The 15,205-nt window shown below is 70.7% G+C and carries 15 protein-coding genes; 10 read left to right on the top strand and 5 right to left on the bottom strand.

Features of this window, described 5'->3' with window-relative positions; translation table 11 throughout:
* Positions 1 to 46 precede the first annotated feature (46 nt).
* Positions 47 to 259 carry a hypothetical protein gene (locus ACE3Q3_RS10650; RefSeq protein WP_374445571.1) on the bottom strand — a complete coding sequence of 71 codons (213 nt, stop codon included), beginning with the start codon at positions 257 to 259 and terminating at the stop codon, positions 47 to 49.
* Between the two features lie 146 nt (positions 260 to 405).
* Between ACE3Q3_RS10650 and ACE3Q3_RS10645 the strand changes: the two genes are divergently transcribed.
* Complete coding sequence (locus ACE3Q3_RS10645; protein ID WP_374445570.1) at positions 406 to 1,632, top strand: alpha/beta fold hydrolase; 1,227 nt, start codon at positions 406 to 408, stop codon at positions 1,630 to 1,632.
* On the opposite strand, the gene ACE3Q3_RS10640 is transcribed toward ACE3Q3_RS10645, so the two are convergent.
* Positions 1,604 to 2,500 carry a transcriptional regulator GcvA gene (locus ACE3Q3_RS10640; RefSeq protein WP_374445568.1) on the bottom strand — a complete coding sequence of 299 codons (897 nt, stop codon included), beginning with the start codon at positions 2,498 to 2,500 and terminating at the stop codon, positions 1,604 to 1,606. The genes ACE3Q3_RS10645 and ACE3Q3_RS10640 overlap by 29 nt on opposite strands.
* A 193-nt stretch (positions 2,501 to 2,693) precedes the next feature.
* On the opposite strand from ACE3Q3_RS10640, the gene ACE3Q3_RS10635 reads away from it, so the two are divergent.
* Genes ACE3Q3_RS10635 through ACE3Q3_RS10615 form a run of 5 tightly spaced genes read left to right on the top strand, consistent with a single transcriptional unit; the run spans position 2,694 to position 7,014 of the window.
* Positions 2,694 to 3,263, top strand: coding sequence for a hypothetical protein (locus ACE3Q3_RS10635; RefSeq protein ID WP_374445565.1), 570 nt, complete (start codon positions 2,694 to 2,696; stop codon positions 3,261 to 3,263).
* 5 nt (positions 3,264 to 3,268) lie between these two features.
* Complete coding sequence (gene cysG, locus ACE3Q3_RS10630; RefSeq protein ID WP_374445562.1) at positions 3,269 to 4,606, top strand: siroheme synthase CysG; 1,338 nt, start codon at positions 3,269 to 3,271, stop codon at positions 4,604 to 4,606.
* The gene (locus ACE3Q3_RS10625) at positions 4,603 to 4,890 is read left to right on the top strand and encodes a DUF2849 domain-containing protein (protein WP_374445560.1); all 288 of its coding nucleotides are present in this window, start codon (positions 4,603 to 4,605) and stop codon (positions 4,888 to 4,890) included. Before cysG ends, ACE3Q3_RS10625 begins: the two co-directional genes overlap by 4 nt.
* A gap of 17 nt (positions 4,891 to 4,907) precedes the next feature.
* The gene (locus tag ACE3Q3_RS10620) at positions 4,908 to 6,566 is read left to right on the top strand and encodes a nitrite/sulfite reductase (RefSeq protein ID WP_374445557.1); all 1,659 of its coding nucleotides are present in this window, start codon (positions 4,908 to 4,910) and stop codon (positions 6,564 to 6,566) included.
* Positions 6,553 to 7,014, top strand: coding sequence for a DUF934 domain-containing protein (locus tag ACE3Q3_RS10615; protein ID WP_374445554.1), 462 nt, complete (start codon positions 6,553 to 6,555; stop codon positions 7,012 to 7,014). Before ACE3Q3_RS10620 ends, ACE3Q3_RS10615 begins: the two co-directional genes overlap by 14 nt.
* A gap of 12 nt (positions 7,015 to 7,026) precedes the next feature.
* Here ACE3Q3_RS10615 and ACE3Q3_RS10610 read toward each other — a convergent pair whose 3' ends face one another.
* The 3 genes from ACE3Q3_RS10610 to ugpB are packed head-to-tail and all read right to left on the bottom strand — an operon-like array spanning position 7,027 to position 10,204.
* Complete coding sequence (locus tag ACE3Q3_RS10610) at positions 7,027 to 7,935, bottom strand: ABC transporter permease subunit (RefSeq protein WP_374445552.1); 909 nt, start codon at positions 7,933 to 7,935, stop codon at positions 7,027 to 7,029.
* Complete coding sequence (gene ugpA / locus ACE3Q3_RS10605) at positions 7,932 to 8,819, bottom strand: sn-glycerol-3-phosphate ABC transporter permease UgpA (RefSeq protein WP_374445549.1); 888 nt, start codon at positions 8,817 to 8,819, stop codon at positions 7,932 to 7,934. The genes ACE3Q3_RS10610 and ugpA overlap by 4 nt, the downstream gene beginning before the upstream one ends.
* A 56-nt stretch (positions 8,820 to 8,875) precedes the next feature.
* Positions 8,876 to 10,204 carry a sn-glycerol-3-phosphate ABC transporter substrate-binding protein UgpB gene (gene ugpB / locus ACE3Q3_RS10600; RefSeq protein ID WP_374445546.1) on the bottom strand — a complete coding sequence of 443 codons (1,329 nt, stop codon included), beginning with the start codon at positions 10,202 to 10,204 and terminating at the stop codon, positions 8,876 to 8,878.
* A gap of 205 nt (positions 10,205 to 10,409) precedes the next feature.
* Here ugpB and ACE3Q3_RS10595 point away from each other — a divergent pair, with 205 nt between their 5' ends.
* Genes ACE3Q3_RS10595 through ACE3Q3_RS10580 form a run of 4 tightly spaced genes read left to right on the top strand, consistent with a single transcriptional unit; the run spans position 10,410 to position 15,050 of the window.
* Positions 10,410 to 11,657 (top strand): aspartate aminotransferase family protein, encoded by a 1,248-nt coding sequence (locus tag ACE3Q3_RS10595; RefSeq protein ID WP_374445544.1) that lies wholly within the window; start codon positions 10,410 to 10,412, stop codon positions 11,655 to 11,657.
* A gap of 56 nt (positions 11,658 to 11,713) precedes the next feature.
* Positions 11,714 to 12,736: an amino acid ABC transporter substrate-binding protein gene (locus tag ACE3Q3_RS10590; RefSeq protein WP_374445541.1), complete on the top strand. Its 1,023-nt coding sequence runs from the start codon at positions 11,714 to 11,716 to the stop codon at positions 12,734 to 12,736.
* Positions 12,737 to 12,755: 19 nt separating this feature from the next.
* Positions 12,756 to 13,943, top strand: a complete 1,188-nt coding sequence (locus ACE3Q3_RS10585; protein WP_374445538.1) for an amino acid ABC transporter permease — start codon at positions 12,756 to 12,758, stop codon at positions 13,941 to 13,943.
* 3 nt (positions 13,944 to 13,946) lie between these two features.
* A complete protein-coding gene (locus ACE3Q3_RS10580) occupies positions 13,947 to 15,050 on the top strand; it encodes an amino acid ABC transporter permease (RefSeq protein WP_374445535.1) in 1,104 nt (367 codons plus the stop codon).
* The last annotated feature ends 155 nt before the right edge of the window (positions 15,051 to 15,205 follow it).

Here is a 15,205-nt window from a genome sequence, read left to right as displayed (position 1 = left end):
CGATCGCGGTCGGCGACCCTCAAACGAGGAATAGTCCGCAGCACCCCTAGAATTTCTTGAGGCCGGTCGCCGGGGCATGGGCGATCGCCACCGGCGTCCCCGCCAGCCGCCGCCACAGGCGCCGCGCCGCGGTCGCGATCCGGCCCGCCCCTTCGGCCAGGAAGGCCGCGCGGGTGGGGTCGATCCGCCGCCGGTAGAAGCCGATGTCGATCGCGCCGTCCGGGTGCCGCCGAAGCTCGGTCTCGTGGGTCGCGGTCATGGTCCGCCTCTCGGTTGCCGACAGGCGTCCACCCTGCGTCGTCGCGGCCGGCCGCGCTTGGCCCCGTCCTCGCCGATTCCTTGTCTTTTCCTGAATTTTCCCGAACCGCGATCGGGGGAAGGGGAACGGCTGCTATGCTTGCGCCCATGCGCTATCGGTTCGGATCGTTCGAGCTGGTCGAGGAGCGCCGCGAACTGCGCGCTGCGGGGGAGCCGCGGGCCGTCGAGCCGCAGGTGTTCGACCTGCTGTGCCTGCTGGTCCAGGCGCGCGACCGGGTCGTCGCCCATGACGAGCTGATCGCCCGGATCTGGAACCGGCGCATCGTCTCGGATGCGGCGATCAGCGCCCGCATCAGCGCCGCCCGGGCGGCGATCGACGACGACGGCAAGCGCCAGGTCTGGATCCGCACGGTGCCGCGCCGCGGCTTCCGCTTCGTCGGCGACGTCACGACCGATGCCGCCGGTTCTGCGGCGCCCGCCGCACCGGTGCGACCCGAGGCCCGGCACGGGCAGCGGATCGCCTTCGCGCGCTCCCGCGACGGCACGCGCATCGCCTATGCGGTCAGCGGCGCCGGCTATCCGCTGGTCAAGGCCGGGCATTGGCTGACCCACCTCGAGCACGACTGGCAGAGCCCGATCTGGGCACCGCAGCTCGAGCGGCTCGGCCGCCGCTTCCGCCTCGTGCGCTACGACCAGCGCGGCAACGGGCTGTCGGACTGGCAGCTCGGAGCGCTGTCGCTCGACCGCTTCGTCGACGATCTCGAGGCGGTGGTCGACGCGGCCGGGCTCGAACGCTTCGCGCTCTACGGTGCGTCCCAGGGGGCGCCGATCGCCATCGCCTTCGCCTGCCGCCATCCGGGCCGGGTGAGCCATCTCGTGCTCCAGGGCGGCTTCGAGCGCGGCCGGCTGCTGCGCATGTCCGACGGCGAGCGCGCCCAGGCAGAGGCGATCCTCACCCTGATGCGGCACGGCTGGGGACGGCCCGGCAACGCCTTCATCGACGCCTTCGCCGCCATGTTCATCCCGGACGGGACCCGCGAGCAGGTCGACTCCCTGGTCGAACTCCAGCACCGGACGACCTCGCCCGAGAACGCGGTCGCCCTGCGGACCGCGATCGACCGGTTCGACGTCGGCGAGCTGGTGGAGCGGGTGCGCGTCCCGACGCTGGTCCTGCACGCCCGCGACGACGCGGTGCAGCCGATCGACCAGGGTCGCCAGCTGGCATCCCGGATACCGGGCGCGGAGTTCGCGATGCTCGACAGCCGCAACCACGTCCTCCTGCCGCAGGAGAAGGACTGGCCGCGACTCTTCGAGCGGCTGGAGCGCTTCGTCCTCGGTCCGGCCGCTACTCCGCCGCCGGCACCTGGGTCCTGAGCCAGTCCTTGAAGAGCCGGACCTTGGGCAGCAGGCCCTTGGCCCGCGGATGGACCATGTAGTAGGCGAAGCGGACCGGCAGCGTCAGGTCGAACGGCTTGACCAGGCGGCCGCTCTCGATGTCGGCATCGGCCAGCGTCGACTTGGCCAGCGCCACGCCGCGCCCCAGGATCGCCGCCTCGAGCACGAGGCTCGCCTGGTTGAAGCGCGGACCGCGGTGGGCGTCGACCCCGGTCAGCCCGGCGGCCTTCACCCACATCGGCCAGGTCGGGCAGGTCTCGTCGCCGTCCGGGCTGTCGTCGTGCAGCAGCGTGTGCGCGCGCAACATCTCGGGCACGGTCAGCGGGTTCTCGCAATCGAGCAATTGCGGGCTGCAGACCGGATAGACGGTGTCGCGGATCAGCAGTTCGCTCTCGAGATCGGAATAGGCACCGGCGCCGTAGCGGATGGCGAGGTCGACGTCGCCGACCGAGAAGTCGACGAGTCCCATCGAGGCGGAGATGCGGACGTCGATGTCGGGATGGGCGGCCTGGAAGCCGTCGAGCCGCGGCACCAGCCACTTGGCGGCGAAGGACGGGGCGACGCTCACGGTCAGCACGCCCTGCTGCCCGACCGCCGCCAGTTCGTCCATCGCCTCGATCAGCCGGTCGAACGCCTCGCGGACGCCGGGCAGGTAGGCCCGCCCGCTGTCGGTCAGCTGCAGGCCGTTGCGCTCGCGCCGGAACAGCTCCAGTCCGAGGAAATCCTCCAGCGCCTTGACCTGGTGGCTGACCGCCGCCGGGGTGACGAACAGTTCGCCGGCCGCCCGGGTGAAGCTACCGTGCCGCGCCGACGCCTCGAAGGCGCGCAGCGCATTCAGCGGCGGCAACCGCCGCCAGCGGCTCTGCGGCGCGCGCGGCGCACGCCCCGGAGCCGACGTCCGATCTTCATCCATGCCGCGGCCATACATGGTGGCATCCGGCGAGTGAATCAAATTTCCCTATCGACCCCGTTGAGAATGTCTCGTTTGGCGGTGGGCCGTACCCGGGCTACCTCGAAAGACCCGAGCGAGGACCCCGGCCATGTCGCCATTCGATTCCGCGCCGATGGACGGCTTCGGCAGCGCGCCGCCATCGTCATCGCGTTTCGCCTTCGAGGAGATCGGCTGGATCGCCGATCTCGCCATCGCCATCGCGCTGCGCCGCGGCGTCGACCCGGCGGCGCTGTTGGCGGGCGGGGCGGCGCTGACGGATGCCCATCGCGATGCCGAGCCATTGCTGCGGCTGGCGCGCGACCGCCGCCTCGTCGCGCCTGCCCGCGCCCTCGTCGGCGGCCGCGACGTCGTCGTCGCGAGCAGCTTCCTCTGCCTCGGGCTCGGGTTCCCGGCCGGATTCCTCGTTCCCGGCACGGTGCTCGCCTCCGTCCATCTCGACCGCCGGCCGGACCCGGGGCGGCCGGGGGCACTGCACGGGCGCTTCGGTTCCGTCCTGGTGCGGTCCTTGTCGGAGGCGGGCGTCGAGGAGCCGCCCGGCGACAGCTTCCGGGTGCTCTATGCGCCGGCCGCCGACCTCGGCCGCTGGCCCAACGCCCGGCCTGCCGAACCGGTCGGCGAGATGGGGCTGTGGCCCTCGGCCCACATGGCGTTCGGCTGACGGCGATGCGGCATTTCCCGATCTTCCTCGACCTCTGCGGGCGCACGGCGCTCGTCGTCGGAGCGGGCGAGCGCGCCGAGGCGAAGGCCGCGGCGCTGGCGGCGGCCGGTGCCGCGGTCGTCCGCCACGAGGGCGCCGACCTCCCGACGCCCGAGCAGTTGCGATCGGCCTCGGTCGTCTTCGTCTGCGCCGGCGATCCGGCGCAGGCGGCGGCCACGGCCGAGCGCGCAACCGTCGAGCGCGTGCCGGTCAACGTCGTCGACCGGCCCGACATTTCGACCTTCGTCATGCCGGCGATCGTCGACCGCGGCGATGTCGTGGTCGCGATCGGGACCGGCGGCGCCGCACCCGTGCTGGCGCGGCGCATCCGCGCCCGGATCCAGCAGCTTCTGCCGGAGCGGCTGGGGCGGCTCGCCGGGTTCGCGGCGCGCTTCCGGGGCACGGTCAAGGCGGCGGTGCCGGATTTCGACCAGCGGCGACGCCTGTGGGAGCGCGTGCTCGCGGGACCGATCGCCGAGCAGGTCCTGGCGGGCCGTGAGGCGGAGGCGCAGGCCGCCATGGTGGAGGCGATCAACCGCCGCGAGGCGCCACCCGCCGGCATCGTCCATCTCGTCGGCGCCGGCCCCGGCGATCCCGAACTGCTGACGGTGCGGGCGCTGCGGCTGATCGAGGAGGCGGAAGTCGTGATCCACGACGATCTCGTCTCCCCCGACATTCTTTCGCACGCCCGGGTCGACGCCCTGCGCATCCCGGTCGGCAAGCGCCAGGGCCGGCCGTCGACGCCGCAGGCGGAGATCGAGGCGCTGCTCGTCCGCCACGCCCGGGCGGGACGGCGCGTGGTCCGCCTCAAGGGCGGTGACCCGTTCGTGTTCGGGCGCGGCGGCGAGGAGATCGAGGCGCTGCGCGCGGCCGGCATTCCCTTCACGGTGGTTCCCGGGATCACCGCAGTACTCGGCTGCGCGGCGGCGATCGACCTGCCGCTCACCCACCGCGACCACGCGTCCGCCCTGACGCTCGTGACCGGCGAGGGTCGGGCCGGTGCGCGGCCGGCCATGTCGGCGGCGCCGCACCAGACGGTGGCGCTCTACATGGGCACCCGCGCCGCAGCCGACGTGGCGCAGGGCCTGATGGCCGGCGGGCGGGACCCCGAGACTCCGGTCGCCGTGATCGAGAACGGGACACGGCCCGACCAGCGGGTTGCCTTCGGCACCCTCCGCGGCCTGGGCGATCTCGTCCGCGCGGATCGCGGCAACGGACCGGCCCTCGTCGTCATCGGCGAGACCGTGGCCCTCGCCCGTGGCGCGCCGGAGGCGACCAGTGCGCGGCAGGCGGCCTGCGCATGACGGGTCGCATCGTCACCGCCAACCGCCTCCGGGACGGGGCGGTCGTCTTCCGCACCAAGTCCGGCGCCTGGTCGAGCCGGGTCGCCGATGCGGCCCTCCTGGGCGAGGCGGAGGCTGCGGCCGCGCTTGCGGCCGCGCAGGCGGACGCCGGTCGCCAGGTCGTGGTCGCGCCCTATCTCGCCGAGGCCGAGGCCGGTCCCGACGGTCCGGTGCCGGTCGAGTTCCGCGAACGCATCCGTGCCGCCGGGCCGACGATCGGCCTGCCGGGCGCCGCCCAAGCCTGAAGGCCGGAGCCGCTGCCATGTACCGCTACGACGAGTTCGACCGCGCCTTCCTGGCCGAGCGCACCGCCCAGTTCCGCGACCAGGTGGCGCGCCGCCTCGCCGGCGACCTGTCGGAGGACGAGTTCAAGCCGCTCCGGCTGATGAACGGGCTCTATCTCCAACTCCACGCCTACATGCTGCGCATCGCCGTGCCCTACGGCACCCTGTCGTCGGTGCAGATGCGGCGGCTGGCCGACGTCGCCGAACGGTGGGACCGCGGCTACGGCCATTTCACCACCCGGCAGAACATCCAGCTCAACTGGATCCGGCTCGAGGATGCGCCCGACATCATGGCGGCGCTGGCCGAGGTCGAGATGCATGGCATCCAGACGTCGGGCAACTGCATCCGCAACGTCACCGCCGACCAGTATGCCGGCGTCGCCGCCGACGAGATCGAGGACCCGCGCATCTGGGCCGAGATCATCCGGCAATGGTCGACCAACCATCCCGAATTCTCGTTCCTGCCGCGCAAGTTCAAGATCGCGGTGACGGGGGCGGAACTCGACCGCGCCGCCATCCGCGTCCACGACATCGGCCTCCGGATGCGCCGCGACGAAACCGGCGCCGCCGGTTTCGAGGTCGTGGTCGGCGGCGGGCTCGGCCGCACGCCGCTGGTCGGCCGGACGATCCGCGAATTCCTGCCGAAGGACGATCTCCTCGGCTACCTCGAGGCGGTGATGCGCGTCTACAACGCGCTCGGCCGCCGCGACAATCTCTACAAGTCGCGCATCAAGATCCTCGTCCACGAATTCGGCGCCGAGGAGATGGGGCGGCTGGTCGAGGCGGAGTTCCGGGCCATCCAGGGGGAGGGCGGCGTCGCCCTCGATCCCGATCTCGTCCGGCGCATCCAGGATCATTTCGCGCCACCGGCCTATGCCCCGGCGCCGACCGATCCGGCGGCGGTCGCGCGGCTGGAGCGCGAGGACCCGGCCTTCGCGCGCTGGGTCCGGACCAACACGGCGGGCCATCGCGAGGCCGGATACGTCATCGTCAACCTGTCCTTGAAGCCGCATGGGCGGCCGCCGGGCGACGCGACCTCGGCCGAGATGCGGGCGGTCGCCGACATGGCCGAGCGCTGGTCGCTGGGCGAGATCCGCGTCGCCCACGAGCAGAACCTGGTGCTGCCGCACGTCCGCCGCGCCGACCTGCCCGAGGTGTGGCGGGCGGCCCGGGCGATCGGCTTCGCCACCCCGAACATCGGCCTGCTGACCGACATCATCGCCTGCCCGGGGCTCGACTATTGCGCGCTGGCGACGGCGCGCTCCATCCCCGTCGCCGAGCGCCTGGCCGACCGCTTCCGCGACCTCGACCGGCTGCACGACATCGGGCCGTTCCGCATCAACATCTCGGGCTGCATCAACGCCTGCGGCCATCATCATGTCGGCCATGTCGGGCTGCTCGGCGTCGACAAGAATGGCGAGGAATTCTACCAGATCACCCTCGGCGGCACGTCTGAGGCCGACACCGCGATCGGCCGCATCGTCGGCCCGGCCGTGTCCTCCGCCGACGTGGTCGACGCGATCGAGCGGCTGGTCGAGACCTATGTCGCGATCCGGCGGGAGGGCGAGACCTTCCTCGAGACCTGCCGGCGCGTCGGCAACGCCCCCTTCAAGGAGAGCATCTATGCCGCTGCTTAGGGACGGCCGCACGGTCGCCGACGAGTGGCTGCACCTCGACGACGCTGCGCCGCTGCCGCCGGACGGGGTCGCGATCACGGTCAGCGGCGAGCGCTGGGACCGGGAGCGCCAGCGGCTGCTGGAGCGGCGGTCGCCGGTCGGCGTCCGGCTCGGCAACGGCACGCCGGTCGAACGCCTGGTGCCCGACCTGCCCCGCCTTGGCCTGATCGCGCTCGATTTCCCGAGATTCTCGGACGGCCGTGCCTACAGCCAGGCCCGGCGCCTGCGGCGTGCGGGCTACCGGGGCGAGCTCCGGGCGACCGGCAACGTCCTGCAGGACCAGCTTCTCCTGATGGCGCGCGTCGGCTTCGACGCCTTCCAGATGGTGGCCGCCGACGCCGAGCGCCGCTGGCGGGCCGCCGTCGGCGCCTACGGCCATTTCTACCAGCCGCGGCGGATGGCGGGGTAGGGCGCCGTCCCCTCACTTCTCCGTATCGACGAGCCCCTTCACGAACCAGTGCTGCATGACCAGCACGACCGCGACCGGCGGCAGCAGGGCGACGAGGCCGCCGGCCATGGCGACGTTCCACGCCGGCTGCGGCTCGGGCCCGGGGATGAGGCGGGCGACGCCGACGACCACCGTCGTCATCGACGGGTCGGTGGTGATGAGGAGCGGCCAGAGATACTGGTTCCAGCCGAAGACGAAGAGGATGACGGCGAGCGCCGCGATGTTGGTCGTCGACAGCGGCAGCACGACGTCGCGGAAGAAGCGCATCGGACCCGCGCCGTCGATCTTGGCCGCCTCGGCCAGGTCGTCCGGGATGGTCAGGTAGAACTGCCGGAAGAGGAAGGTCGCGGTCGCCGAGGCGATCAGCGGCAGGGTCAGCCCGACATAGCTGTCGAGCAGGCTCCATTGCAGGTTGGCGGTCAGCCGGCCGCCGAGGAGCGCGTCGATGCCGGTCACCTCCAGGAGCCAGGCGACCGGCGCCAGCGCGTTCGCCGCCACCTCGTAGGTCGGCACGATCCGGACCTCGATCGGCAGCATCAGGGTGACGAAGATCGCCCAGAAGGCCGCCGTCCGCAGCGGGAAGCGGAAATAGGTGATGGCGAAGGCGGAGAGCAGCGAGATCGCGATCTTCCCCGCGGCAATGACGGTCGCCATGATCGCCGAGTTGAGGAGCTGGCGGCCGAAGGACCCCTTGTCCCAGGCCGCGGCCATGTTCGCGACCAGCCGGTCGCCCGGCACCAGCGGCATCGGCACCTGCAGCACCTCCTCGATCGGCAGGCTGGCGCCGACGAAGGCGTAGTAGAGCGGGAAGCCGACGGTCGCGACGCCGAGCAGCAGCAGGATGTGGGCGACGATCGCCAGCGCCCGGTTGTTCTCGATCATCCGTAATGGACCTTCCGCTCGAGGAAGCGGAACTGCAGCACGGTCAGGCTGACGACGATCGCCATCAGCACGATCGACTGCGCCGCCGACGAGCCCAGGTCCTGGCCGATGAAGCCGTCGGCGAAGACCTTGTAGACGAGGATGTTGGTGGCGCCGCCGGGGCCGCCATGGGTGACGGCATGGATGATGCCGAACGTGTCGAAGAAGGCGTAGACGAGGTTGATGACGAGCAGGAAGAAGGTGGTGGGGGTCAGAAGCGGCAGCACGATCGTGCGGAAGCGCCGCATCGGTCCGGCGCCGTCGATCGCGGCCGCCTCGATCACCGAGCGCGGGATCGCCTGCAGGCCGGCCAGGAAGAAGACGAAATTGTAGCTGACCTGCTTCCAGGCCGCCGCCAGCACCACCAGCGCCATCGCCTGCCCGGAATCGAGCAGCGGGTTCCAGCCGATGCCGACGCCGGCGAGCGCGAAGGCGACGACGCCGTAGATCGGGTGGAAGAGGAAGAGCCAGAGCACGCCTGCCAGCACCGGCGCCACGGCATAGGGCCAGATGACGAGGCTCTTGTAGGCCATGCGGCCGCGCCGGATATGGTCGACGAAGGCGGCGAGCGCGAGGCCGGTCCCCAGCGACAGGACGGCGACGCCGGTGCTGAACACCGCCGTCGCCCACAGCGAGTCGTAATATTCCGGGCTGGCGAAGAGGCGCTGGAAGTTCTCCAGCCCGACATAGTCGAAATGCTGGCCGAACGGGTCGGCGAGGTGGAAGGCCTGGAAGACCGCCTGCCCCGCCGGCCAGAAGAAGAAGACCAGGATGACGAGGAGCTGCGGCGCCAGCAGCAGGAGCGGCAGCCCGCGGCTGCGGAAGACGACCTTCTTGCCGATCATGGTCTCGTCCGGGCGATGCGGAGCGGGGCGGCGCCGAGGCCGCCCCGCCGTCCCGATCAGCGCTTGCGGTTCTGCTGGGCGAAACGGGCCAGGATCTCGTTGCCGCGGCGGACCGCGTCGTCGAGCCCCTGCTGGGCCGTCTTCTTGTTGCTCCAGACGTTCTCCAGCTCGTCCTCGATGGCGGCGACGTACTGGACGTAGTTGCCGAGCCGGACGGCCCTGGTGTTCTCGGTGGCACCCTCGCGCATGAGCTGGAGGATGGCGACCTCCTGGTGCGGGTTCGCCTGGTAGTAGCCTTCGGCCTTGCCCTTCTCGTAGGCAGCCTTGGTGATCGGGATGTAGCCCGTGCCCTTGTGCCACTCGAGCTGGCGGTCGGTCGAGGTCAGGAAGGCGAGGTAGGCGGCGACGCCCGCATAGTCCTCCTTCGGGTGGCCGGCCATCGCCCAGATCGAGCCGCCGCCGATCAGGCTGTTCTTCGGCGTGACGTCCTTCTCGTGCGGCAGGTAGGTGGCGGCGAACTCGAACTTTGCCGCCTGCTTGATCCCGGCGAAGCCGGCCGAACTCTCGGTCATCATCGCGCACTTGCCGCCGGAGAAGGCGCCGTGCGCGCCCTGCCAGGTGCGGCCGGTATAGAGGAAGCGGCCGTCCTTGCCCCAGTCCTGGAGGCGCTGGATGTGCTGCACCACCCGCGTCTTGTTGAACAGGAACTCGGTGTCGAGGCCGGCCATGCCGTTCTGCTGGGTCGCCACCGGCACGTTCTGGAGGAAGCTGTAATTGTCGATGTTGACCCAGACCTGCCAGGCGGTGGTGTAGCCGCACTCGAACCCGGCCTGCCGCAGCTTCGTCGCATATTCCCCGACCTCGTCCCAGGTCTTGGGCGGCGCCGACAGGCCGGCCTTGGCGAAGGCGTCCTTGTTGTACCAGAAGATCGGCGTCGAGGAGTTGAAGGGCAGGGAGAGGAGCTTGCCCTCGGGCGTCCGGTAGTAGTTCAGCACCGGCTGCACGAAGCTCGACCAGTCGACCTTCTGGCCGTGGTCCTTCATCAGGTCCTCGACCGGATAGATCGCGCCGGAGAGCATCAGGTTGAGGCTGCTGGCGCCGATGCCGACGAGAAGGTGCGGGTGCTTCTTCGCCCGGTAGGCCGCGACCGCCGCGTTGAAGGTCTCGTCGTAGGAGCCCTTGAACTGCGGCACGATCTTGTAGTCGCTCTGCGAGGCGTTGAAGTCGTTCGTCATCTTGACGATGAGGTCGCCGATCGCCCCGCCCAGCGGATACCAGAAGTTGATCTCACGCGGGGCGGCAACCGCCGCGCCGCCCGACAGGGTGAGGGAACTCGCCAGAAGAGCAGCGCCGGCGGTCCCCAGCAGCGTTCGCCTTGCGATCATCGTCGTCTCCGGTTCGGGTGGATCGGCCGCGACAGTGGTGCGGAGCGGTGACACAACGATAACGGTAACATGACACATCGATGAAGGACGAAACCCGCCGCCCAGGATGGAATATTCGTCCTGAAATCCGTGCTTGCGGGCGGCCGCGGACGGGCGCAGCATCACCGCCCATGTGATCACATATCACGCAGAGGGAGGTGCCACGGTGAACCGCATTCCGGAGAAGGGGCGGCCCTGGGCCGATCTGAAGGCCGAGCTCGAGGCGTCCAAGGCCGACGACTACTCGTGGCGCGACGGCCGGATGGCCGTCTACTACTACTTCCTCGACGACGACCTGGAGCGCGTGCAGCAGGAGGCCTACACGGCCTTCTGGACCGAGAACAACCTCGGCCAGCGCGCCTTCCCGAGCCTGAAGAAGCTCGAGGACGAGGTCATCGCCATGGCCCTCGACCTCCTCAAGGCGCCGCCCACGGCCGGCGCCGCCTTCACCTCGGGCGGCTCGGAGAGCATCTTCCTCGCCATGCTGACGGCGCGGAACAAGGCCCGCGCCGAGCGCGGCATCGAGCGGCCGACCGTCGTCCTGCCGCGGACCGCCCATCCCACCTTCGACCGCGCCGCCCACTATCTCGGCGTTCGCGTCGTCCGCGTCCCGACCACCCGCAACGACTTCCGGGCCGACGTCGGCGCGATCGAGCGGGCGCTGACGCCCGACACGATCATGATCGTGGGCTCCGCCCCCAACTATCCGTTCGGCGTCTTCGACCCGATCACCGAACTCGGCCGGCTGGCCGAGCGGCACGGGCTGTGGCTGCATGTCGACGCCTGCGTCGGCGGCTTCCTGGCGCCCTGGGTGCGCAAGCTCGGCTACGACATCCCGCCCTTCGAGTTCGACGTCCCGGGCGTGTGCAGCATGTCGGCCGACCTCCACAAGTACGGCATGACGGCCAAGGGCGCGTCGCTGATGCTGCTGCGCGACAAGGCGTGGCAGAAGCACCAGCTCTTCGAGTTCGACAACTGGGAGCGCGGCAAGTACGCGGCCCTGACCACCCAGGGCTCGCGACCCGGCGGGGCGGTCGCGGCGGCCTGGGCGGTGATGAACTATCTCGGCGCCGACGGCTACCTGCGCGTCGCCCGCCAGATCATGACGACCAAGGAGCGGCTGGTCGCCGGCATCAACGCCATTCCGGGACTGGCGGTGCTGGAGCCGCACGAGCTCTGCATCTTCGTCTATCACTCGGTCGATCCCGACCTCGACATCGGCGCGGTCTCCGACGCGATGGGGCGCCGCGGCTGGCTGGTCGGCCGGCAGTCCGAGCCGCCCGGGGTCCACCTGGCGCTCAATCCGAACCACGAACAGATCGTCGAACCCTACCTCGCCGACCTGCGGGCATCGGTCGAGGAGGCGCGCGGCGTCGCCCCGGTGGCGGCGGCCGCGGCGGAGCGGACCTACTAGAAGCCGCCCGGACCGGTCCGCACGGAAGCCCGTACGAAGCGAAGGGAGAAGCGGGGATGATGAGGAAGCTGTTGCTGGCGGCGACTGCCGCCCTGGCCGCGACGGTGGCGATGCCGCCGGCCGAGGCCGCGTCGACGCTGGAGACGATCAAGCAGCGCGGCAAGCTGAAATGCGTCGTCGCCGAGGGCTCGGTCGCGATCGCCCAGCTCAACGACAAGGGGCAATGGGAAGGGTTCGACGTCGACTATTGCCGGGCGCTCGCCGCGGCGACGCTGGGCTCCGGCGACGCGGTCGAGTTCGTGCCGATGGGCTTCGCCCAGTCGATGCCGGCGGTGCGCTCGGGCGAGGCCGAGGTCGCCGCGCGCGCCATCACCTGGACGATGAGCCGCGACACCGAGCTCGGCTTCGATTTCGTCGGCCCGACGCTCTATTCGGGCTACGGCTTCATGGTCCACAAGCGGACCGGGGTCACCACCCTGAAGGGCCTCGACGGTGCCGCCATTTGCGTGCTCGCCGGCACGGTCATCGACAGCCAGATCGCCGACTATTTCCGCCCGCGCGGCATGACCTTCACGCCGGTCGTCGTCGACAACGTGACCAACATGTATGCCCAGTACGAGGCGGGGCGCTGCGACGTCGTCACGTCGGAGCCGCCGTTCCTGGCGGCGCGGCGCAGCCGGCTGCGCAACCCTGGCGACCACGTCATCCTGAACGAGCTCTTCTACAAGTCCCACATGGGGCCGGTGGTGCGCGACAACGACGCCCAGTTCAGCGGCATCGCGCGCTGGACCCACTATGCGCTCGTCACCGCCGAGGAGATGGGCATCACCAAGGCCAATGTCGACGAGATGCTGAAGTCGAAGGACCCGGCGGTGCGTCGCTTCCTCGGCCTCGAGGGCAATCTCGGTTCGAAGATGGGCCTCGCCGACGATTTCCCGGCGAAGATCATCAAGGCGGTCGGGAACTACGGCGAGGTGTGGGAGCGCAATTTCGGCATGGCCTCGCCGCTCAAGCTGCCGCGCGGCATCAATGCGCTGGAGCGCGACGGCGGGTTGCAGTGGGCACCGAACTGGCGCTGATCGGCGCCCGCGGTCGCGCATGACGGCGATCGCCGGACCGTTGCCCGAATCGACGGCGCCGCGCTGGTGGAACCGGCGCGGCGTCCGCCGTCTCGTCTGGCAGGTCCTGCTGGCCGCCGCGCTCGTCGTCGCGGTCGGCTGGCTGGTCGGCAACGTGCGGCAGAACCTGCCGCGCATGGGCATCGAGTTCGGCTTCGACTTCCTGGCCCAGCCGGCCGGGTTCGAGATCGGCGAGAACCTGATCGGCTACCAGCCCGGACAGACGATCTTCCGGGCCTATCTCGCCGGCATGGTCAACACCATCCATGTCGCGGCGCTGGGCATCGTGCTGGCGACGATCCTGGCGCTGGTGCTGGCGCTGGCGCGGCTGTCGCCGAACTGGCTGCTGTCGAAGCTCGCCTGGGCCTATATCGAGCTCTTCCGCAACACGCCCTTGCTGCTGCAGCTGCTCTTCCTGCACATCACCTTCGCCCAGGTGCTGCCGGCCCCCCGCCAGGCGTGGTCGCCGCTGCCGGGCGTCTTCCTCAGCAACCGCGGCTTCATGCTGCCGGCGCTGGTGATCGAGCCGGTCCACCTGTGGGTCGCGGCCGTCTTCGCCGCGGGCCTGATCGGGGTCTGGGCGCTGCAGCGCTGGGCCGGGCGCCGGCAGGCCGCGACCGGCGTCCGCCCGCGCACCGGGCGTGCCGTGCTGCTGCTCCTGGTCGGCCTGCCGCTCGCCGTCTTCGTCGCCGGCGGCGCGCCGCTCGCGCTCGACCTGCCGGCGCTCCGCGGCTTCAATTTCCGCGGCGGGCACACCATGAGCCCGGAGTTCGCCGCGATCCTCTTCGGTCTCGTCCTCTACTCCGCCGCCTTCATGGCGGAGACGATCCGGGCCGGCATCCTGGGCGTGCGCCGCGGCCAGATCGACGCCGCCCAGTCGCTCGGTCTCGGCCGGATGCTGACGCTCCGCCTCGTCGTGCTGCCGCAGGCGATGCGCATCATCGTGCCGCCCCTGACGAGCCAGTATCTCAGCCTGACCAAGAGCAGTTCGCTGGCGGTCGCCGTCGGCTATCCCGACCTCATGCGCGTCTATACCGTCGTCACCGCCGACACCGGGCGGCCGATCGAGTGCATCGCCGTCGTGGTCGCGGTCTACCTCACGCTGAGCCTGCTGACCGCGCTCGCGATGAACCTCTACAACCGGCGCATCGCGCTGGTGGAGCGGTAGGCGATGGCCGCCGACATGACGCTGCCCGGCGCCGCCCGCCGCAGCCTCCCGGTCCGGGCCGCGCGGTGGGTCTGGAACAACCTCTTCGGTACGGTCGCCAACAGCCTCGTCACCCTGGCGATCCTTTGGCTCGCCGCCATGGCGCTGCCGGGGGCGCTGCGCTGGCTCTTCGTCGACGCGCTGTGGGCACCGGCGACCGCCGACCAGTGCCTCCAGGGGGCGGGCGCCTGCTGGGCCTTCCTGCAGGCGAAATATCGCCTGATCCTCTTCGGCCCCTATCCCTACGAGGAGCAGTGGCGCCCGGCGCTGGCGATGGGTCTCTTCTTCGCCATGGTCGTCGCGACCTTGTTTCCCCGGACCTTCCGGCTCGCCGGCCGGATGCGGCTGCTGCTCGGGATCTGGTGCGTCGCGGTCGCGGCGATCGTCTGGCTGCTGCGCGGCGGCGGCGGGCTCGCGCCGGTCGAGACGCGACTGTGGGGCGGCCTGCCGCTGACGCTCATGCTGTCGGTGGTCGGCGCCTTCTCGGCCTTCTGGCTGGCGATCCTGCTGGCGCTCGGCCGGCGCTCGGCGATGCCGGTCGTGCGCTATTCTGCGATCGCCTATATCGAGCTCATCCGCGGCGTGCCGCTGATCGGCCTGCTCTTCATGGCGGTCGTCCTGTTCCCGCTGATCGTGCCGCCGGGGGTCGACGTCGACAAGCTGGCGCGGGCGCAGATCGCCTTCGTCCTCTTCTTCGCCGCCTACATGGCCGAGGCGATCCGCGGCGGGCTGCAGGCGATCCCGGCCGGCCAGTACGAGGCGGCGGCCGCGCTCGGCCTCGGCTACTGGCGGACGATGCGGCTGGTGGTGCTGCCGCAGGCGCTGCGCATCGTCATCCCGACCCTCGTCAACATCTTCATCGGCGCCTTCAAGGACACCTCGCTCGTCCTCATCATCGCCATGTTCGACCTGCTCGGCTCGGCCAATGCCGCCAAGAGCGACTCCACATGGTGGGGGCTCTATGTCGAGGCATACCTCTTCGTCGCCACCATCTATCTCGTCTTCTGCGCCCTGATGTCGGCCTATAGCCAGCGGCTGGAGCGCCGGCTCGGGCGGGGACGGGGGTAGGGGGATGCCCCGGCTCTTCCAGCCGGTCGATCGCGAGACGCTGCAGGACGCGGCCTACCGCCAGATCCGCGGCGTGCTGATGACGGGCGGTCTCGCGGCGGGGGAGAAGGTGACGATCCGCGGCCTCGCCGCCTCCCTCGGCATGAGCTGGACGC

The sequence above is a fragment of the Allostella sp. genome (assembly GCF_041913585.1).
Lineage (GTDB): Bacteria > Pseudomonadota > Alphaproteobacteria > ATCC43930 > Allostellaceae > Allostella.
Note: the sequence above shows the minus strand (reverse complement) of the source record. Positions and strands in the feature narration are given on the sequence as shown.

What these genes read in the sequence shown, in the direction of transcription:
- ACE3Q3_RS10650 (WP_374445571.1), bottom strand. Translation starts at nt 259, where the DNA reads ATGACCGCGACCCACGAGACCGAGCTTCGGCGGCACCCGGACGGCGCG.
- ACE3Q3_RS10645 (WP_374445570.1), top strand. Translation starts at nt 406, where the DNA reads ATGCGCTATCGGTTCGGATCGTTCGAGCTGGTCGAGGAGCGCCGCGAA.
- ACE3Q3_RS10635 (WP_374445565.1), top strand. Translation starts at nt 2,694, where the DNA reads ATGTCGCCATTCGATTCCGCGCCGATGGACGGCTTCGGCAGCGCGCCG.
- cysG (WP_374445562.1), top strand. Translation starts at nt 3,269, where the DNA reads ATGCGGCATTTCCCGATCTTCCTCGACCTCTGCGGGCGCACGGCGCTC.
- ACE3Q3_RS10625 (WP_374445560.1), top strand. Translation starts at nt 4,603, where the DNA reads ATGACGGGTCGCATCGTCACCGCCAACCGCCTCCGGGACGGGGCGGTC.
- ACE3Q3_RS10620 (WP_374445557.1), top strand. Translation starts at nt 4,908, where the DNA reads ATGTACCGCTACGACGAGTTCGACCGCGCCTTCCTGGCCGAGCGCACC.
- ACE3Q3_RS10615 (WP_374445554.1), top strand. Translation starts at nt 6,553, where the DNA reads ATGCCGCTGCTTAGGGACGGCCGCACGGTCGCCGACGAGTGGCTGCAC.
- ACE3Q3_RS10610 (WP_374445552.1), bottom strand. Translation starts at nt 7,935, where the DNA reads ATGATCGAGAACAACCGGGCGCTGGCGATCGTCGCCCACATCCTGCTG.
- ugpA (WP_374445549.1), bottom strand. Translation starts at nt 8,819, where the DNA reads ATGATCGGCAAGAAGGTCGTCTTCCGCAGCCGCGGGCTGCCGCTCCTG.
- ugpB (WP_374445546.1), bottom strand. Translation starts at nt 10,204, where the DNA reads ATGATCGCAAGGCGAACGCTGCTGGGGACCGCCGGCGCTGCTCTTCTG.
- ACE3Q3_RS10590 (WP_374445541.1), top strand. Translation starts at nt 11,714, where the DNA reads ATGATGAGGAAGCTGTTGCTGGCGGCGACTGCCGCCCTGGCCGCGACG.
- ACE3Q3_RS10585 (WP_374445538.1), top strand. Translation starts at nt 12,756, where the DNA reads ATGACGGCGATCGCCGGACCGTTGCCCGAATCGACGGCGCCGCGCTGG.
- ACE3Q3_RS10580 (WP_374445535.1), top strand. Translation starts at nt 13,947, where the DNA reads ATGGCCGCCGACATGACGCTGCCCGGCGCCGCCCGCCGCAGCCTCCCG.